Origin of the sequence: Xanthomonas sp. WHRI 1810A, assembly GCF_040202885.1 — a bacterium.
In the GTDB taxonomy this organism is placed as follows: Bacteria; Pseudomonadota; Gammaproteobacteria; order Pseudomonadales; family Pseudomonadaceae; genus Aquipseudomonas.
On sequence record NZ_JBEGED010000016.1, the window covers coordinates 42,768 to 60,170 of the forward strand.

Genomic DNA, 17,403 nt, shown 5'->3' on the forward strand with positions numbered 1-17,403 from the left:
GCTGCGATGCAATCTGTCTGAGACACCGCATCGCAGCCTTCGGCAGCTCCTACACGGTCTGCGTTCGGCGCAGATGATTGGGCAAGCCGCGACTCAACGTGGGAGCGGACCTGTCCGCGAAGAGGGCGGTGCATTCGCTGAATATCGAGTGACTGAAATACCGATTCGCGGACAGGTCCGCTCCCACGGAGAATCATTCGGCCCACAACTGGGTAGCCTTGAAACGGCACGGAGGACGTGGTGTTTTGCGGGGGAGGAGGGGGCTGATCAGAGGAGGCAAATGACGGATGCGCCCGCGTTTGAGCGCACCCGTTGTTCAGGGGTTTACTGCCAGGGACGATCGCCGCGCTCGTCTTTGATGCGGGTCGGCAGGCCCATCAAGTCGAGGGCACGGAGGAACGGCTCGGCCGGCAGTTCCTCGACGTTGACCATGCGCTGGACATCCCATTCGCCACGGGCGACCAGCAGGGCAGCGGCCACCGGCGGCACGCCTGCGGTGTAGGAAATACCCTGGCTGTCGGTTTCGGCGAAGGCCTGTTCGTGGTCGGCAACGTTGTAGATGAACATCTCGCGAGGCACACCGTCTTTGCGGCCCTTGACCAGATCGCCAATGCAGGTCTTGCCGGTATAGCCCGGCGCCAGCGAGGCAGGATCGGGCAGCACGGCCTTGACCACTTTCAGCGGCACCACTTCAAGGCCTTCAGCGGTATTGATCGGCTGCTCGGACAGCAGGCCCAGGTTGTTCAGCACAGTGAATACATTGATGTAGTGCTCGCCGAAGCTCATCCAGAAGCGCACGTTGGGCACGTCGAGGTTCTTGGACAGCGAGTGCACTTCATCGTGACCGGTGAGGTACAGGTTGTGCGTACCGACCACCGGCAAGTCATCGGTGCGTTTGACTTCGAACATGGTGTTGCTGGTCCACTGGCTGTTCTGCCAGCTCCACACTTGTCCGGTGAATTCGCGGAAATTGATTTCCGGGTCGAAATTGGTCGCGAAATATTTGCCGTGGGAGCCGGCATTCACGTCGAGGATGTCGATCGAGTCGATCTGGTCGAAATAGTCTTGCTTGGCGAGCGCCGCATACGCGTTGACGACACCCGGGTCGAAGCCGATGCCGAGAATGGCGGTGACATTTTTCTGGTGGCACTCTTCGAGATGCTTCCACTCGTAGTTGCCGTACCACGGCGGGGTTTCGCAGACTTTGCCCGGCTCTTCGTGGATGGCGGTATCCAGGTAAGCCACGCCGGTGTCGATGCAGGCACGCAGCACCGACATGTTGATGAACGAGGAGCCGACGTTGATGACAATCTGCGATTCGGTTTCAAGGATCAGGGCTTTGGTTGCTTCGATATCCAGCGCGTCCAGCGCGAAAGCCTGAATGTCGGCGGGGACCTTGAGGCTGCCCTTGTGTTTGACGCTGTCGATGATGGCCTGGCACTTGGAGATGCTGCGCGACGCGATAGCAATACGACCGAGTTCATCGTTGTGCTGCGCGCACTTGTGGGCCACCACCTTGGCGACACCTCCTGCACCAATGATAAGAACGTTCTTCTTCAATTTCTTTTTCACTCCTTCTGCCCGCTTACGAAAGGCTGGACAGATAATCGTTGAACCCAAATTCACGAACCACGTCGACTGTACCGTCGAGTTGTTTCACTACGATGGACGGCATTTTCAGGCCGTTGAACCAGTTTTTCTTGACCATGGTGTAGCCCGCTGCGTCGATGAACGACAGCCGATCGCCGATGGCCAGCGGACGATCAAATTGGTACTCGCCGAAGATGTCGCCGGCCAGGCAGGATTTACCGCACACCATGTACGTGTGTTCGCCTTCGCTGGGGGCCAGCCGGGCATTGAGGCGATAGATCAGCAGGTCCAGCATGTGCGCCTCGATGGAACTGTCCACCACGGCCAGGTGCTTGCCGTTGTACAGCGTGTCGAGGACGGTGACTTCCAGCGAGGCGCTCTGGGTGATGGCCGCTTCGCCGGGCTCGAGATACACCTGCACGCCGTATTTTTCCGAGAACGCCTTAAGGCGGGCGCAGAAGGCGTCCAGCGGGTAGTCGTCGCCGGTGAAATGAATGCCGCCACCGAGGCTGACCCACTCGACCTTGTGCAGTAGAGGGCCGAAGCGCTCCTCGATGGTCAACAGCATCTGATCGAACAGGCCGAAGTCGCTGTTCTCGCAGTTGTTGTGGAACATGAAGCCGGAAATCTGCTCGATGACCTGCTCGATCTTTTCAGGGTCCCATTCACCCAGACGGCTGAACGGGCGGGCCGGGTCGGCCAGCAGATAATCGGAACTGCTCACCTGCGGATTGACCCGCAAGCCGCGCACTTTGCCGGCGCAGGCCTCGGCGTAACGTTGCAGCTGGCCGATGGAGTTGAAGATGATTTTGTCGCAGTTGGCGAGCATCTCCGGGATCTCGTCATCGGCCCACGCGACGCTGTAGGCATGGGTCTCGCCTTCGAACTTCTGACGGCCCAGCTTGAGCTCGTAGAGCGATGAGGACGTGGTGCCGTCCATGTATTGCTGCATCAGGTCGAACACCGACCAGGTCGCAAAACACTTGAGCGCCAGCAGCGCCTTGGCGCCGGAATGCTCGCGCATGTAGGCGATCTTTTCCATGTTGCGCAGCAGCTTTTCTTTGTCGATGAGGTAGTACGGCGTGTTGATCATTTCGAGGCTCCAGCGATGCCAGCCGAAAAAGGACACGGATTGTGCCTTCACTTGATAGGGATCGAAAGAGCGAAGCGGTGTTTTCGTGAATTTAACGACGTGCGTCGAGCCCAACACTCATGCAGGAACGCGCTTGCCCGCGAAGAGGCCGGTACATCCGACATATATTGGCCGCCTGATATACCGCCATCGCGGGCAAGCGCGCTCCTACACATGGGGCTTCGGCAATCACCGTTATCATCCAAATCTAAACCCTGCGAACGCGTCATGGCAGAGACACCACGCGGAGCGCAGGGCAGGACCTCGATCAGGACGCAATCGTCGAGTCTTCGCCGCCCGGCCAGTCCTTGGTGGGGATGTCGCTGATGGTGCCGTCCTTGACGCCGTCGATGCCGTAACGCTCGATGGAGCCGCCGAGGACCTGGGCGAAGTCGTCCACCTTGGCCTGCTGCTGACCTTCCCGGACCAGGCCCGGAATGATCGCCCCGAGGATCGCCACGCCGGCGCCCAGCACCCCCAGCACGCCCGCCGCGCCGGCCATGAACGGGATGAACCGCGGCAGGTTGGCGCCGATCAGGCCCAGGCTGCCTTCGACCGTTGAGGCCGCGCCGGCCAACACGCCCAGTGAGCCCGCCGTGACCCCGAAGCCTCCGGTCAGGTTGTCGCCGCGCCGGATCGCCTTCACACCGTCGAAAATACCGTAGGCACCGACGGCCATCCCGGCAAGACCGCCCAGGCCCTTGGCGCCTTCTTCGAATTTGCCGGCGATGATTTTCGCGTTCTTGCCGTCCTTGACGTTGTCCTTGACCTGGTCGAGCAGGTCGCTGGGCAGCTTGCCGGTGCGCATGTCATCGAGGGTCTGTTCGCTGGTGGCGATCGCTTTTTCCAGATACTGGGTGTAAGCCTTGGTCCCGCCCTCGGTGAGCACGGTGGCGGTCTGCACCGAGCCGGTAACGATGTCGACCTTGTTCCTTTCGGTCAGGTTGCCGCCGCTCTGCACGCCGCGGGCAATGGTCACGCCGCCCAGGAAAATGCCGCTGACCATGTGCAGGGTGCCGCTGCTGTACGCGCCTTTGCCTTCGCCACTGGTGTCGAAGTCCTTGAGCAGTTCCATCTTGTCCAGGGCCTTGATGCCCTGACGGAACACATCCCAGTTACCGCGCACGCCGGCCAGAATCTGATCGGTGGTGGTCATGGTGCCGTCGGCGTTCATCAGCAGTTCGGGCGATTCCTTGCGCACTTGCTCGATCTGCGCGCGGACCTTGTCTTCATCCAGCTCCGCGCCGCCGTCCTTGCCGTAGGCGACTTTCAGGTCCTCGAACGTGGCGCCCTTGAAGGCGTTCTGCTGGACGATGCTGGTGAAGTTGTCGTTGAGCTGTGTGTCCAGCTTCCCGGTGAATTCCGGGTCCAGCGTGGCGTTGTACAGCGCCACTTCCATGCTGAACGCACCGGCGGCCGCTTCCGGGGTTTCGGTCTTGAGCAGCTCGCGCAGACGCTCCCCCGAGGCCAGCGAGTCTTTGTAGTAGGTCTTGAATGCCTCGCTATGGGAGGACTTGCCCACGGCGGACTGGATTTCGGCCGCGTTGTCGATGCCCAGCATCGATTGCATCGTGTGCGCGGTGGCATAGAAATTGGTCAGTGCTTCGGGCTGGTCGGTCTTGCCGTCCTTGGTGGCCGCGTCCCAGGCCTTGTCTAGCGCCTTGCCGGACTTGATCTGCGCTTCGTAGGTCTTGGTCACTGCGTCCTTGAGGCCCGGCGCGTCATCGAAAAGCGCCTTTGTCGCCTCATCGCCCTTGGTCTTGAGAAATTCGGACGTGGGTTTGTCGTTCTGCAACAGCGTGATGTGGTCGGTGATGTCCTGCAGGACCTTGTCCGGCTCCCACAGCGCGCCCGAACCATTGGCAATCGCCACCTTGCCGTAGTCGTCGCCCCACATCCCGGCAGTGGCGCCGTCGACCACCAGTTTCTGTGCGTTTTGCAGGTCCAGCAACACCGCGGCCTTTTGCTCGGTAGTGTACTTTTCCGGGTGCTCGAACACATCGGCGCCCAGCTTGCTGGTGTCTACGTCGTGGGTCACGTTGCCGGAAACCACGCTGGACAGCAGGCTGGTCAGCGTCGTGGCGTCGGCGGGGGCGGTGTTCTTCAGCCAGTTTTGCATGTCGGTCTTGCTGATCTTGCCGTCAGGGTTATTGGCCAGCGGGTTGCTGGCAGTGTCGAGTATCTTGAACGCCCCCGGCTGGGACCAGAATTCCAGGCCCTCTTTTTCCTTGCCGCTGAGCTGCGGGGTGGCCTTGATGTAGTCCTTGATGTCTTGCTCGGTCAGTGCGCCGTCGGCCTCGGTCTTGCCACGGATCTCGTCGTACTTCTGCTCCAGCACGGCGGCGTATTGGGCGACTTCCTTGGAGCCATCGTCGGCATCGGGCTTGGCCTTGAGGTAATCCTTGAAGCTGGCGACGTCCTCAATGGGCGGCGCGTCGGGCAGCGCCTCGAAACCGTACTTGCCGAAGTCCTGCAGGCGGCCGGCTTCGGTGCCGTTGCGGGCTTCGCCGCTTTTGGTGAAGCCGTCGATGCGGGTGTTGGTCGGGTCGTTGCCTTCGACCAGCACGACATCGCCCTCCACGGCGAACTCTTTCGGGATCTCGCCGTTGGCCGCGTAGCCGACGACGCGGTCCAGCACCTGAATGGCACGGAAGGCCGCGTCCGGGTCTTTCTCGAAGTCGCCGACGCGTTCCTTGAGCGCATCTTTCACGCCGCTCTGGTTGCCCAGGTTCTTGAGCAGCGGATTGGCGTCGATGATGTCCTGCGCCGAGCGCTCGTCATCCTTGGGCAGCTCCCAGACGATACCGGCTTTCTCGCCGGCTTCCCGGGCCGCCGGGTCGCTGCCGACACCCGCGGCGCTTTCCAGCTTGCCGTGCAGGCTGTCGAAGCCGTCCTTGCCGAAGTCCTGCAGGCGACCGGCTTCTGTATTGTGTTTGGCCTCGCCGCTTTTGGTGAAGCCATCGATGCTGTCGTTGTTGACGTCATTGCCGGCCAGCCGCTCACCCTGGCCGTCGTAACGCGCGATGTGGTCCAGCACCTGGGTGGCACGAAAGGCAGCGTCCGGGTCTGTTTCGAAATCGCCGACCTGCTCTTTGAGCATGTCTTTGACGCCACTCTGGTTGCCGAGGTTTTTCAGCAACGGGCTGTCGTCGATGATCTGCTGCGCCGAGCGTTCGTCGTTGTCCGGACGCTCCCACTGGATGCCCAGCGCTTCGGCTTTCTCACGGGCCACCGGATCGTCGGCCACCTCGCTGACGTCCTTGAGCTTGCCCTCCAGGTTGTCGAAGCCGTACTTGCCAAAGTCCTGCAGGCGACCGGCCTCGGTGCCGTGCCGGGCTTCGTGGTGACTGGTGAAACCGTCAACCCTGCCGTTGTTGACGTCTTTGCCGGCCACGCGGTTGCCGCCTTCGTCCAACTGCTCGATGTGCTCCAGGACTTGGGTGGCGCGGTAGGCCGCATCGCGGTCGGTGTCGAAATCGCCGACGCGGTCCTTGAGCTTTTCTTTCACGTCACTCTGATTGCCCAGGTTCTTGAGCAGCGGGCTGTCGTCGATGATCTGCTGAGTCGAGCGTTGATCGTCCTGGGGTAGCTCCCACTCGATGCCGGCTTCCTTGGCCTTGGCGCGCTGAACCGAGCCGTCCCACTGGGCCTCGGCAGTGACTTTATCAACGACTGTTTTCGCCAGATCGGCGACGACGAGAGACATATTCAAGCTCCTGTATGGATGAGTGCCACAGCGGTCACACCCTGGAAACACTTGACCGCATCATTGAAAAAGGCGTGCCGGCGCCCCGAAGGCGCGCGCAGCCCGCAGTCCAGCTCGCGTTGCTAGCGTTTGTCTTCGCCGTACTCCACGTGCAGGTCGTCATCGAGCCGATTGCTCGATGAGCCGTCATCCTGCGGGGTCTGGTCGAAGTGCTGCCATTCGGCGCTTTGAAAGCGGAACAGGCTGTCGTCCGGCGGGGCTTCGCGCTCGCCGTATTCGTGAATCGAGTAGTGCAGGTATTCGACCTTGTCCGCCCAGTCGTTCTGCAGCAGGCCATCGGCGGCCAGGTCGCGGTACCAGTCGTTTTCCTTCTCGCTGGCTTTCTGTTTTTTGTTGTGGTCGACGAAGTAACCGATGATCCCGCCGATGACCGCCAGCACCACGCCCACCAGAAAGAACGGCCCGGTGAGGGCCGCCGCCGAACCCGCGCCGATCAGCGCCGCACCGCCCAGCACGCCAGCCGAGGCGCCAAACGCACCCGCTGCGATTTGCAGGCCCCCGGCGGCCTTGGCCAGCGGGTCGCCGGTCTCGATGCCGCTCTTGATGGTAAACGCGCCAAGCACGATGTCGGCAAAGCCCCCCACCACGTCGGTGGCCGGGCCCAGCACCTTGATGACCGAGCCTGCGATCTTGGCCGACTTGCCGGCCCCGAGCTTGGCAGCGCCGGCGCCGGGGACCGCATCGTCCAGCCGCTGAGTGATGCCGCCCTGGACTTTCTCGGCGTCGGCGAACGTGCCTTGGCCATCGCCCAGAATCGTGGAAATGTCGGGGGTGATATCCAAAGCGCTGCTGATCTTGGTCTTCATCGCCTCGGACAGTTTCGGGTCGCGCACCTCCACCAGCGGTGACTGCACGCCGTCCTTGCCCCAGATCTGCGGCAGGGTCTTGTCCAGGCCGAGGAAGTCCACCATGCCGCCTTTGCCCACCAGGTCGGCGACCGCATCCCCCAGCTTAATGAAGTGACTGCCAGCGCCCGCAAAACTCAGGAAATCCTTGGCGATGGCCAGGCGTTGCAGCGGCGTCTCGGCCAGCTTGCCGCCGTTGCCGGCCAACTGGTAAATGCCGGAGAACAACGAGACGCCGGCACCCATGGAACCCAGGATGCCCTTGCTGTTCAAGGCGCTGAAGACCTCGCCCAGCTTGCCGCGCTCGGCGATGGGCACGTACGACTTGGACAGGGCGGTCTTGATGTCGGCCTCGGAAATGCTGCCGTTGGTTTTGTAGGCCTCGCCCAGTTCCGCCATGGCCTTGGAGACGGCGGAAGACTTCTCCTTGCCCTGCATACCTTCTTCGAGAAACTTCTCGATGGTTTCCTGGGTGCGGCGCGGCAGGTCGAGCAACTCGCCCTTGAGCACGCTTTTAAGCAGGCCGAACATGTCCTTGGTGGCCAGCTCGGTGTTTTCTTCGGAAATCTTGCTCGGGTCGCTGATCAGGTCATTGAGGTCGCTGGTCAGGCCATCGGCCTGGATATTCTGCGCAGCCTTGGTGGCGGCATCCGGGTCGAACAGCGACAGCGCTGTCAGGGTGTCACTCAGGTCCTGCTGCGCCTCGTGGGCCTTGCCTTGTTTCTGCAGGTCCTTGAGGTAGGTGACGTAATCCGGGTTGCTGGTCAGGTCCAGCAGCTTCTGCTTGATCGCGTCCTTGTTCGGCACCCGATTGATGGCGTCGTCCATCTTGCCCTTGTAGTCGGCCGTCACCGTGGGATCGGCAAACAGCGTGCTGATCTGCTCCTGCAGGGCGCCGCCGTCGATGATGTCGTGCATGTCGGCGGACGACAGCTCGGTCTGTTTGTCATCGAACACGCGCCAGGTGCCGCCGAAGAAGCCGGGTTCTTCCTCGTAGCCGGTCAGGCCGCGACCGTTCTGGTACGCCGCCTGGGCTTCCAGGGCGCGGACCAGTTTGGCGCGGTTGTCATCCTTGGGGATCGAACCGTCCTTGACCCCCTCGCGGTAGGTGTCCAGCAGCTCTTTGGTCGCCAGTTCGCTGACCGTCAGTTCCGGGGAGGTGTCGTCGTCCGGATCAGCCTTCACCCCGGTGTTGAGGTTCAGCACATCCAGCTCATCCTGGGGCGGCAGGTTCGACCCGCTGCGGGTGGTGTCGACCTCGGCCTTGGTCCAGGCCTCCCACTTGGCGACCACATCGTCATAGAGTTGCGGGCTGATGTCTTTGGACACGATCTTCTTGCCTTCGCTGGTCTCGTAGCGAATCAGGCCGTCGCCCAGCTCATCGGGTGAGCCGAAGGTGATGTCGGTGTTCTTGAGGAAGTCATTGGGGCCGGCGAGTTTGTAGCCCTCGGCTTCGCTGGTGTGGATCTGGCTCCAGGTCTCGTTGGCGGTGCTGGCGCTTTTGAACAGCTCCGGGGTCAGGTTCCGGGAGACCACCACCTTGCTGCCGTCCTGTTTCTCATAGGTCAGGGTTTCGCCTTCCTGGCCGACGTTCCAGGCGAAGTTTTTGTAGTCGTTGAGTTCGGGGATAGGCGTGTTCTGATCGGCCAGGGTCGCGCCGTTGGACACGGCGGTGTTGATGTCGGCGGACTTGGCCGGGTCGTCGATGACCTCGCGCAGTGACGTCAGGTACTCGAACAGCCTGGGGTTGTCGTCGCGGGCGACAATGACCTTTTCTGCGGCGGTGTTGTAGCGGATCAGGTCCGGGCCGACCTCGTCTTTCGCACCGACGGTGGTCCCGGTGGCAGGGGGCCAGATCTCGTTGTCCGACGCGCGGCGATAGCCTTCGGCTTCGCTGGCGTGCAGACCGACCAGCCCTGCATAGGCATCGTTGACCGCGTCGAACAGCTGCGGATTGTCACGCTGGGACACCACGTGTTTGACGCCGTCCTGAGTGATGTAACGCACCACGCCGGGGCCCATTTCGTCGGCAGGACCGATGATCTGGTACTCGCCGAATGTCGGCGGAGGCTGATCGGCGCCGACCCATTGGTAGCCGTCGGCCTGACTGGCATTGATCCCGGTCAGCGCCTTGAAATCGGCGGAAATCTGCTTGAACAGTTCCGGGTTGTCCTGCTCGGCAAGGATCATGTTCTTGCCGTCCTGGGTGACGTAGCGAATCAGCCCCGGACCTTTCTCGTCCGGTGGACCGATGAACGCGTAGTCGCTCAAGGCCGCTGGCAATGCCGCGTCACTGGCGGCCAGTTCATAGCCTTCGGTGACACTCTGTTTGATCGCTAGCAGGACAGGTCGGTCATCCACCACCTGTTTGAACAGCTTGGGGTTGGACGACTTGCTCACCAGCACCTGCTCGCCGGCCTGAGTGGTGTAGCGTACGGTGTCCGCCGCGACGGTGCCCGGCTCCTCGATGCTCTCGTAGTCCTTGAGCGCCGGGGCCTTTTTATCCGGGGTAGCGGGGCGGTACTGCTCGGCATTCTTCACGCTGCTTTTGAGCACCGTGTTGAACAGGGTCTTCGGCGCCACGGCCCCCCGTGCCAGTGGTTTCAGATCGGGTGCGCTGCTCAGGGGGCGGGTCGACATAAGACTGAACTCCTGTTTGAGCCGTCCCGCCAACAGCGCCGGAAGCGGCCCAACTATGATCAAGTAATGACCCCGCCAGAAGCGGAGAAGAAAGCAATGTGTCGTGCAAGTGCGATCGTGATAATGCTCAAGACTCGAAACGGCCAAGGCCACTGAATACAGCCTGTTCATGGGTTTTTATCATCGAGCACGACGGTGGTGCTGCGTACTGAAAGTGTGACGTGGTGCACACCTTAGTTTGGCCAGGCGAGTGGCTGGCGGACGTCATCTTTAACCTTTATATCGACTCGCTTTTTATTTTTAGTTATTGGCTGTAATACCAGCGTTTTAACACCGCTGAACTACAGGCAGCGCAGAAACAGTATCAGAGTGTCCGGCCCAGTGGGCGGGTGAAATCACCGCTTTCACAACATTTCACAGCGTCCAGCCTTCAATCACGGGGCTTCTAGCGGTTTCCCGACTCATCGGGCGAGGGCGGTTTTCTGGCGTTAAAATTATGGCGCGCATAATACGGCGAAGATTGAGAGCCATCCCTAGTTGATGTACAGCGCATTTTCTCTGGTTCGTCCAATGTTTTCGGGTGCAGGCTAAATGATATCGCGACTGTAAATGACGCTATCGGCTAGTTGTCATCCCACGTTTCACAAGTTTTCACAGCCGCCAGGAAAATCATCTGCGTACTATTAATTGGTGTGGCGCAGCGCTGAAGTTAGTTTGTAATAAACCAGCGTTACTGTAATGCACGAAACATGAATGCGCCGCTTTGCGGCTGACGACATCCCCCTCTAAGCAAGGAGATCCAAAATGAGTGAAGTCCCTCCAGCAAGCTCCGGCGGCGGCGCAGATGCAGCGATCGCAAAAATGGAAGCCACGTTCAACATGGCGATCGAGAAGTCGGCAAAGATTACCGAGCTGACCACAGCCAAGAAGGCTGAGCTCGACGCAACCAAACAACGTCCGCAGAACTGACGTTGCCATGCGGGCAGCTGCAAGGCTGCCCGCATACCTGTCACCTCGCTGCACCTTCACGCTGCACCCAAAACAACAGTATTCGGCGTCTACCTCGCCCTTGCCTGCGCACATCACACGGGTGAATCGATATGACAGCCCTGATATCCCTGACCCCGGTTTCCGGTGCCTCGGCGCCCGCCCAGGTCATTCCACAGCTCACCATCACACATGGCCTGCATCAGGGCGTCAGCCTTGCCCTGGACAAAGCCACCTACATCATCGGCAGTGCCGCTCACGCTGACTTGTTGCTCAGCGACGCCGGCATTGCCGAACGCCACCTGACCCTGCGTTTTGCCGGCGGACAGGTGGCGGTCGAAGCCCTCGGCGGCCAGGTGATCGTCATCGGCCGCCATGCCCGGGAGATCAAGGTCCCTGTCGGCAGCGGCCACCGTGCCCGTTTCCCGCTGGACATCCGGATGGGCGAGGCGCGCCTGACCCTGACCGTCACCGCCGATCCCCAGGCCCGCGCCGAGCGTACCGTGCAGGTCTGGCGCCACAAGCCGCAGTGGATCGTCGCATTGCTGCTGATGTTCTTGTGCGTGGGCGCCTTCGCCTTTCGTGGCCAGCCGGACTTCCCCCCGACAACACCGGCTGCCGAGGCGCTGACCGAATCACCGACGCCCCGACAGGCCGACACCACCAGCGCCGCCCAGGCCCGGGTATGGCTTGAACAGCAGCTGGCGGCTGCGAATCTCAACCAGATCACCGTCAACGAACACGACGGCCAGCTCGGTGTGCAGGGCAGCTACGACCCGGCGAACAAAAGCCGCTGGGTCGGCGTGCAGCAGGCCTACGACGGCCGTTTCGGCCAGCAGGTGGTGATGCACCCCAACGTCGTGGCCCGCGCCGAAGTCGCCAAACCCCGTGTGCGCTTTCAGGCGGTCTGGTTCGGCCCCAACCCTTACGTCGTCAACGATAGCGGCAAGCGCCTGTACCCCGGCGCGGCGCTGGCCGATGACTGGACGCTGGAACGCATCGAGAACGACCAGGTGATCCTCGCCCGGGGTGAAGACAGGTTCACCTTCACCCTATGAGAATCGACCCGCGCCCGGTATTACCGGCCACCGCTGAAAAAACCCCGGCGGTCGACGCCGTCCAGCCCGCCACCCTGCGTCAGGGTGCGCGTTTCGAAGCGGTCCTGAGCAAGCGCGAAGTGCTGGCCCGGCGTTCGTGGCGCGGTGATGTCGAGCACGCGTCCACCGCCAACGGCATCAGTCCGGAGCTGTTCGGCAGCACCCGCTCGCTGGAAATCCTCGAATACGTGCTGAACAACGTGCTGCCGGACCTGGACGCAGAGCCTGAGATCAAGGCCCTGGCCCATGAACTGATCAACGAGGAAATCGACATGCGCCGCACCCTGGAGCAACAACGCGCCGAGGTGCAGGCCTGATGCCCCGTGAAGTCCACAGCCGCGAAGCCTGCACCCGTGAAGACAGGGACTCAGTCGAGCTGCTCAAAGGCATGGGCGAATTGTATCGCCGTGGCGGCCAGTCCCAGCGCGGGCTGGTGATGCTGCTGATTGCGATGCACCTGTCACCTCGGGATCCGGTGCTGCTGCGCAACCTGGCGATGGCCTTCACCGACAGCGGCCAGCCGGACCGAGCCCTGAGTGCCATCGACCGCCTGGTGGACGCCGAAGGCCAGTCGCCGGGCCTGTGGCTGCTGCGCAGTCGCGCGCTGTGGGGCGCGGCTCGCAAGGACGAAGCACGCCAGTGCTTCAAACATTACCTGACCGCCCGGAGAGCCGCGTTATGACGCTGATCATGAACCGCCTCAACGCCCTGGCGCGGGTGGCTGCCAAACGCAGTGACGTGATCATTGTCGCGTTCATGCTGATGGCCATCGTGATGATGATCATCCCGCTGCCCACCTGGCTGGTGGACGCCTTGATCGGGCTGAACATCTCCCTGAGCATCCTGATCCTGATCGTCGCGTTCTACATCTCGCACTCGGTGGAATTCTCCGCGCTGCCGCCGCTGATTCTGCTCAGCACGCTGTTTCGCCTGTCCCTGTCGATCACCACCACGCGCTTGATTCTGCTGGACGGCAACGCCGGGCACATCGTCAAGGCCTTCGGTGATTTCGTCATCGCCGGCCAGGTAGTGGTGGGGCTGGTGGTGTTTTTGATCATCACCGTGGCGCAGTTCGTGGTGATCACCAAGGGCGCCGAGCGGGTGGCCGAAGTGGCGGCGCGTTTCACCCTGGACGCCATGCCCGGCAAACAGATGAGCATCGACAACGACCTGCGCAACGGCGACATCGATCAGCCCGAAGCCCGCCGACGCCGCTCGCGCCTTGAACGCGAAAGCCAGATGTTCGGGGCCATGGACGGGGCGATGAAGTTCGTCAAAGGCGACGCCATTGCCGGGCTGGTCATCCTCTCGGTCAACCTGTTGGGCGGGATGCTGATCGGCATGCTGGAACGCGGCATGTCGTTCGGCGATGCGGTGCACACCTACTCGCTGCTGACCGTGGGCGACGGCCTGATCGCGCAGATCCCGGCGCTGTTGATTTCGGTGGCCGCGGGCACGGTGGTCACCCGGGTCAACAGTGACAACACCGAGGCCAACCTGGGCACCGAAATTCTGCAGCAACTGGGCGCCAGCCACATGGCCCTGGGCCTGACCGCGCTGATCCTGCTGGGCGTGGCGTTGCTGCCGGGCTTTCCGGCGCTGGTGTTCATCGGGTTGTCGGCGGTGTTCGGCGTGTCGGCGCTGGTCATGTATCGCCGCAGTCAGGTGGTCGAGGCGCTGCCCGCTGAAGTGATCACTGAAACGGTCGAGGAGGACGCGCCCCCGGCCGAGTCCCATCCCGCCCTCGCCAAACCCTTGGACAGCCGCCTGTTGCTCAGCCTGGGTTCGGCCTTGGGTCAGGCGGCGCCGGAGCACCCGCTGCGCCAGCGCATCGAAGCGCTGTGCCACGAAATCCGCGGCGACCTGGGCATCGAGGTGCCGGTGCCGGATATCTATGTCGATGCCGCCATGCCGGCCAACCGCTTTGTCATCGAACTGGAAGGCGTGCCGGTCAGCGAAGGTGAATTGCCCGCCGACTGTCTGCTGCTCAAGGACGACCCGGTGCACGCGCAGTTGCTGGACATCCCCGCGCTGGAAGCCGACTCACCGCTGAGCCGTCGGCCGGCGCAGTGGATCGAGCGCCATCACCAGGACAGCCTGCAAGATGCCGGCATCGGTTTCCTGCTGCCCGACGAAGTGCTGCGCGCCGTGGTCGACCGCACCTTGCGCCGCTACGCTGCGGATTTTCTCGGCATCCAGGAAACCCGGACGATTCTGGAACGCATGGAAGGCACCTACGGCGAGCTGGTCAAGGAAGTGCTGCGCATCGTGCCCCTGCAACGGATTGCCGAGGCGCTGCGCCTGCTGATCGCCGAGGGCGTGTCGATCCGCAATCAACGGGCGTTGCTCGAAGCGATGGTCGAGTGGGGCGCGCGGGAGACCGATGCGCCGCGTCTGGCCGAGCAGCTGCGCGCGTCCCTGGCCCGCCAGATCAGCCATCAGTTCGCCGACCGCAACCGGGTCATCAGCGCCTTCGTGCTGACGCCTGGGCTGGAAGAACAACTGCGCGCCGGCATGCGGCGGCAGGAAAACAGCCGCGATGCGTTGCCGGAGCACACCAGTCGCGCGTTGCTGACGCAATTGCGCCACGCCTGTGAACGCCTGCGGGACGAAGACCACACCGTGTTGCTGGTGCACCCGGAACTGCGGCGTGGCTTGCGTCGCCTGGTGATGCGCGGCGAGCTGGAGCTGGCGGTGCTGTCGTTCCGCGAGCTGGCCGGCGAGTACAACCTGCAGGCGGTCGGCACCGTCAGCCTCAACGAAATCACCAACCGCCGCACCGCCAGCGGCGTCCCCCTCACTTCCATGGCGAGCGCCTCATGACGTGTTTTCCGCTGTTCCGTCCGCAGTCTGTTGTCGGGCTTTGTGTCGCTGCAATGGCAGCCTTGATGTTGCCCGCGCTGGCGTGTGCCCAGAACATCGCCAAAGGCAGTACCGCCACCGTCGATCTGGCGTCGGGTGAAGGGCGCATTCTGAACTTCAAGGCGCCGGTGGATTCGGTGCTGGTCGCCGAGCCCGGCATCGCCGATCTGCAGGTGGTGTCGCCCGGCGTGATTTACATTTTTGGCAAGGCGCCGGGGCAAACCAGCCTGATCGCCCTGGGTGCCGAAGGCGAGCAGATTGCGGCGCTGAACCTGTCAGTGAGCAGCGGCACGCACGCCATCAGCCGCCCGTTGAAGGCCCTCAACCCGGACAGCACCGCGCAGATCAGCGGCGCCGGCAATCGGGTGCTGGCCAAGGGAACGGTCAAAAGCGTGGGTGAAGCCACCGACCTCAACGCGTTGCTCAGCACCGAAGGCCAGGACTTCAAGACCGCCATCAATGGCGCGGCCTACGAGGGCTCGGCCCAGGTCAACATTCGCGTGCGCTTTGCGGAGGTGTCCCGCTCCGAGCTGCTGCGCTACGGCGTCAACTGGAACGCGCTGTTCAACAACGGCACCTTTTCATTCGGCCTGCTGACCGGCGGGTCCCTGGCGGCGGAGGCGGCCAGCGGTGCGTCCAACGTGGTCAGCGCCGGCCTGGCGTCGGGCAACGTCAACATCGACGCGATGCTCGAAGCGCTGCAAAGCAACGGCATTCTTGAAATTCTCGCCGAGCCGAACATCACCGCCATGACCGGCCAGACCGCGAGCTTCCTGGCCGGTGGCGAAGTGGCCGTGCCGGTGCCGGTCAACAGCGACCTGGTGGGCATCGAATACAAGCAGTACGGCGTCTCGCTGCTGTTCAGCCCCACGGTGTTGCCCAACGACCGGATTGCCCTGCAAGTGCGTCCGGAAGTCAGCAGCCTGATGGGTTCCAGCACCGTCAGCGTGGGTGGTTACCAAGTGCCGTCGTTCCGGGTGCGACGCGCCGACACGCGGGTGGAAGTCGGCAGCGGGCAGACCTTCGCCATCGCCGGCCTGTTCCAGCGCGAGAGCAGCCAGGACGTGGAGAAAGTCCCGATGCTGGGTGACATGCCGATCCTCGGCAATCTGTTCCGCTCCAAACGCTTTCAGCGCAACGAAACCGAACTGGTGATTCTGATCACGCCGTACCTGGTGCAACCCGTGCGCGCGCGAACCCTGGCCACGCCGCTGGACGCCCGGCCTGCGGGCGCCACGACGGCGTCGGCGGGGCCGCGCAACGGCGGCCTGTTCGGCTTCTACATGAACTGACGGGGGAGCCACCATGAATCGTGCATTGTCATCGCTGCGCCTGAACCGTTTGCTGCCTGAGCCGCGGCTGCTGAGCGGCGTGTTGCTGGTCCTGCTGACCGGCTGTAAGACCCACCTCGAGCCTGCGTCCTATTCCCCGGACTACCAGGGCCTGACCCGCGCCGATGGCCGGGTCGAGCTGGTCCCGGTGGAATGCCTGAAGCCGTCGCCGGAGGATCAATTCGGTACCGACGAAGCAGATTACGTGCCGCTGCTGCCCCCCGGCTGCGCCAACAACCTCACGCTGTTGCAGATGGTCGAGCAGCGCTCGGACCTGATGCAGGGCCGCGCCACCGGCCCGACCATGGCCGCCCCCGTAGGCCGAGCCGCCCAGGTCTACATCGACGGCTACGACCGCGAAGAACTGCGCCGCCGCCAATCCGAACAACAGGCCAAAGCCGACAAGCAGGAGGGGCAATGATGCTGTTCACCGCTTCCGGCATCAAAAGCCCAAGAGCCACCGCTTCTGCCGAAGGCGCTTTTGATTCTGGCCGCAGGCCGTGGGAGCTCGGCTTGCCAGCGATGCGGCGCGAAGCGGTCCCGAAACCAGACGCCTTGGTTGTGACAGGTGTACTGGGGTTACAGGTTTTACTGCCGCTACGCGCCAGATCGCAGGCAAACGGAACGCCGCCCGGCCAGCTCCCACGGCCTCCGGCCAGAATCAAAATCAAACGCGCAACGCGTTCTGCTTCTGCCGAAGGCGTGGGAGCGGACTTGTCCGCGATGGGGCGCGAAGCGGTCCTGAAACCATGCGACGCGGTTGCGCCAGGTGTACCGCGTTCACAGGTTTTACTGCCGCTGCGCGCCAGATCGCAGGCAAGCCAGCTCCCACGGCCTCCGGCCAGAATCAAGGGCCTGCCCGCCAAAACACCCGGTTCTGCCGAATGCGCTTTTGATTCTGGCCGCAGGCCGTGGGAGCTCGGCTTGCCAGCGATGGGGCGCGAAGCGGTCCCGAAACCAGACGCCTTGGTTGTGACAGGTGTACTGGGGTTACAGGTTTTACTGCCGCTGCGCGCCAGATCGCAGGCAAACGGAACGCCGCCCGGCCAGCTCCCACGGCCTCCGGCCAGAATCAAAATCAAACGCGCAACGCGTTCTGCTTCTGCCGAAGGCGTGGGAGCGGACTTGTCCGCGATGGGGCGCGAAGCGGTCC

At 62.8% G+C, this 17,403-nt stretch carries 12 protein-coding genes; 8 read left to right on the forward strand and 4 right to left on the reverse strand.

What is annotated here, in order from left to right:
- Positions 1–324 precede the first annotated feature (324 nt).
- The 4 genes from ABQX22_RS21160 to ABQX22_RS21175 form a co-directional block, all read right to left on the reverse strand.
- Positions 325–1,560 (reverse strand): saccharopine dehydrogenase family protein, encoded by a 1,236-nt coding sequence (locus tag ABQX22_RS21160; RefSeq protein WP_349801814.1) that lies wholly within the window; start codon positions 1,558–1,560, stop codon positions 325–327.
- 25 nt (positions 1,561–1,585) lie between these two features.
- Positions 1,586–2,683 carry a carboxynorspermidine decarboxylase gene (locus tag ABQX22_RS21165; RefSeq protein ID WP_349801815.1) on the reverse strand — a complete coding sequence of 366 codons (1,098 nt, stop codon included), beginning with the start codon at positions 2,681–2,683 and terminating at the stop codon, positions 1,586–1,588.
- Positions 2,684–2,990: 307 nt separating this feature from the next.
- Positions 2,991–6,428 (reverse strand): type III effector HrpK domain-containing protein, encoded by a 3,438-nt coding sequence (locus ABQX22_RS21170; protein ID WP_349801816.1) that lies wholly within the window; start codon positions 6,426–6,428, stop codon positions 2,991–2,993.
- Positions 6,429–6,550: 122 nt separating this feature from the next.
- A complete protein-coding gene (locus ABQX22_RS21175; protein WP_349801817.1) occupies positions 6,551–9,973 on the reverse strand; it encodes a hypothetical protein in 3,423 nt (1,140 codons plus the stop codon).
- An 804-nt stretch (positions 9,974–10,777) separates the two neighbouring features.
- Here ABQX22_RS21175 and ABQX22_RS21180 point away from each other — a divergent pair.
- The 8 genes from ABQX22_RS21180 to ABQX22_RS21215 all read left to right on the forward strand — a co-directional run.
- Complete coding sequence (locus ABQX22_RS21180; protein WP_162835389.1) at positions 10,778–10,942, forward strand: hypothetical protein; 165 nt, start codon at positions 10,778–10,780, stop codon at positions 10,940–10,942.
- A 131-nt stretch (positions 10,943–11,073) separates the two neighbouring features.
- Complete coding sequence (locus ABQX22_RS21185) at positions 11,074–12,018, forward strand: SctD/MshK family protein (RefSeq protein WP_349801819.1); 945 nt, start codon at positions 11,074–11,076, stop codon at positions 12,016–12,018.
- Positions 12,015–12,374, forward strand: a complete 360-nt coding sequence (locus ABQX22_RS21190) for a hypothetical protein (protein WP_349801820.1) — start codon at positions 12,015–12,017, stop codon at positions 12,372–12,374. The genes ABQX22_RS21185 and ABQX22_RS21190 overlap by 4 nt, the downstream gene beginning before the upstream one ends.
- Positions 12,374–12,739, forward strand: coding sequence for a tetratricopeptide repeat protein (locus tag ABQX22_RS21195; RefSeq protein ID WP_349801821.1), 366 nt, complete (start codon positions 12,374–12,376; stop codon positions 12,737–12,739). Before ABQX22_RS21190 ends, ABQX22_RS21195 begins: the two co-directional genes overlap by 1 nt.
- Positions 12,736–14,880, forward strand: a complete 2,145-nt coding sequence (gene sctV / locus ABQX22_RS21200; RefSeq protein ID WP_349801822.1) for a type III secretion system export apparatus subunit SctV — start codon at positions 12,736–12,738, stop codon at positions 14,878–14,880. Before ABQX22_RS21195 ends, sctV begins: the two co-directional genes overlap by 4 nt.
- A 53-nt stretch (positions 14,881–14,933) precedes the next feature.
- Complete coding sequence (locus tag ABQX22_RS21205; RefSeq protein WP_349801823.1) at positions 14,934–16,211, forward strand: type II and III secretion system protein family protein; 1,278 nt, start codon at positions 14,934–14,936, stop codon at positions 16,209–16,211.
- A 13-nt stretch (positions 16,212–16,224) separates the two neighbouring features.
- Complete coding sequence (locus tag ABQX22_RS21210) at positions 16,225–16,671, forward strand: hypothetical protein (protein WP_349801824.1); 447 nt, start codon at positions 16,225–16,227, stop codon at positions 16,669–16,671.
- On the forward strand, positions 16,668–17,403 hold a 736-nt coding region (locus ABQX22_RS21215), incomplete at its 3' end, for a hypothetical protein (RefSeq protein WP_349801825.1). The genes ABQX22_RS21210 and ABQX22_RS21215, both read left to right, overlap by 4 nt.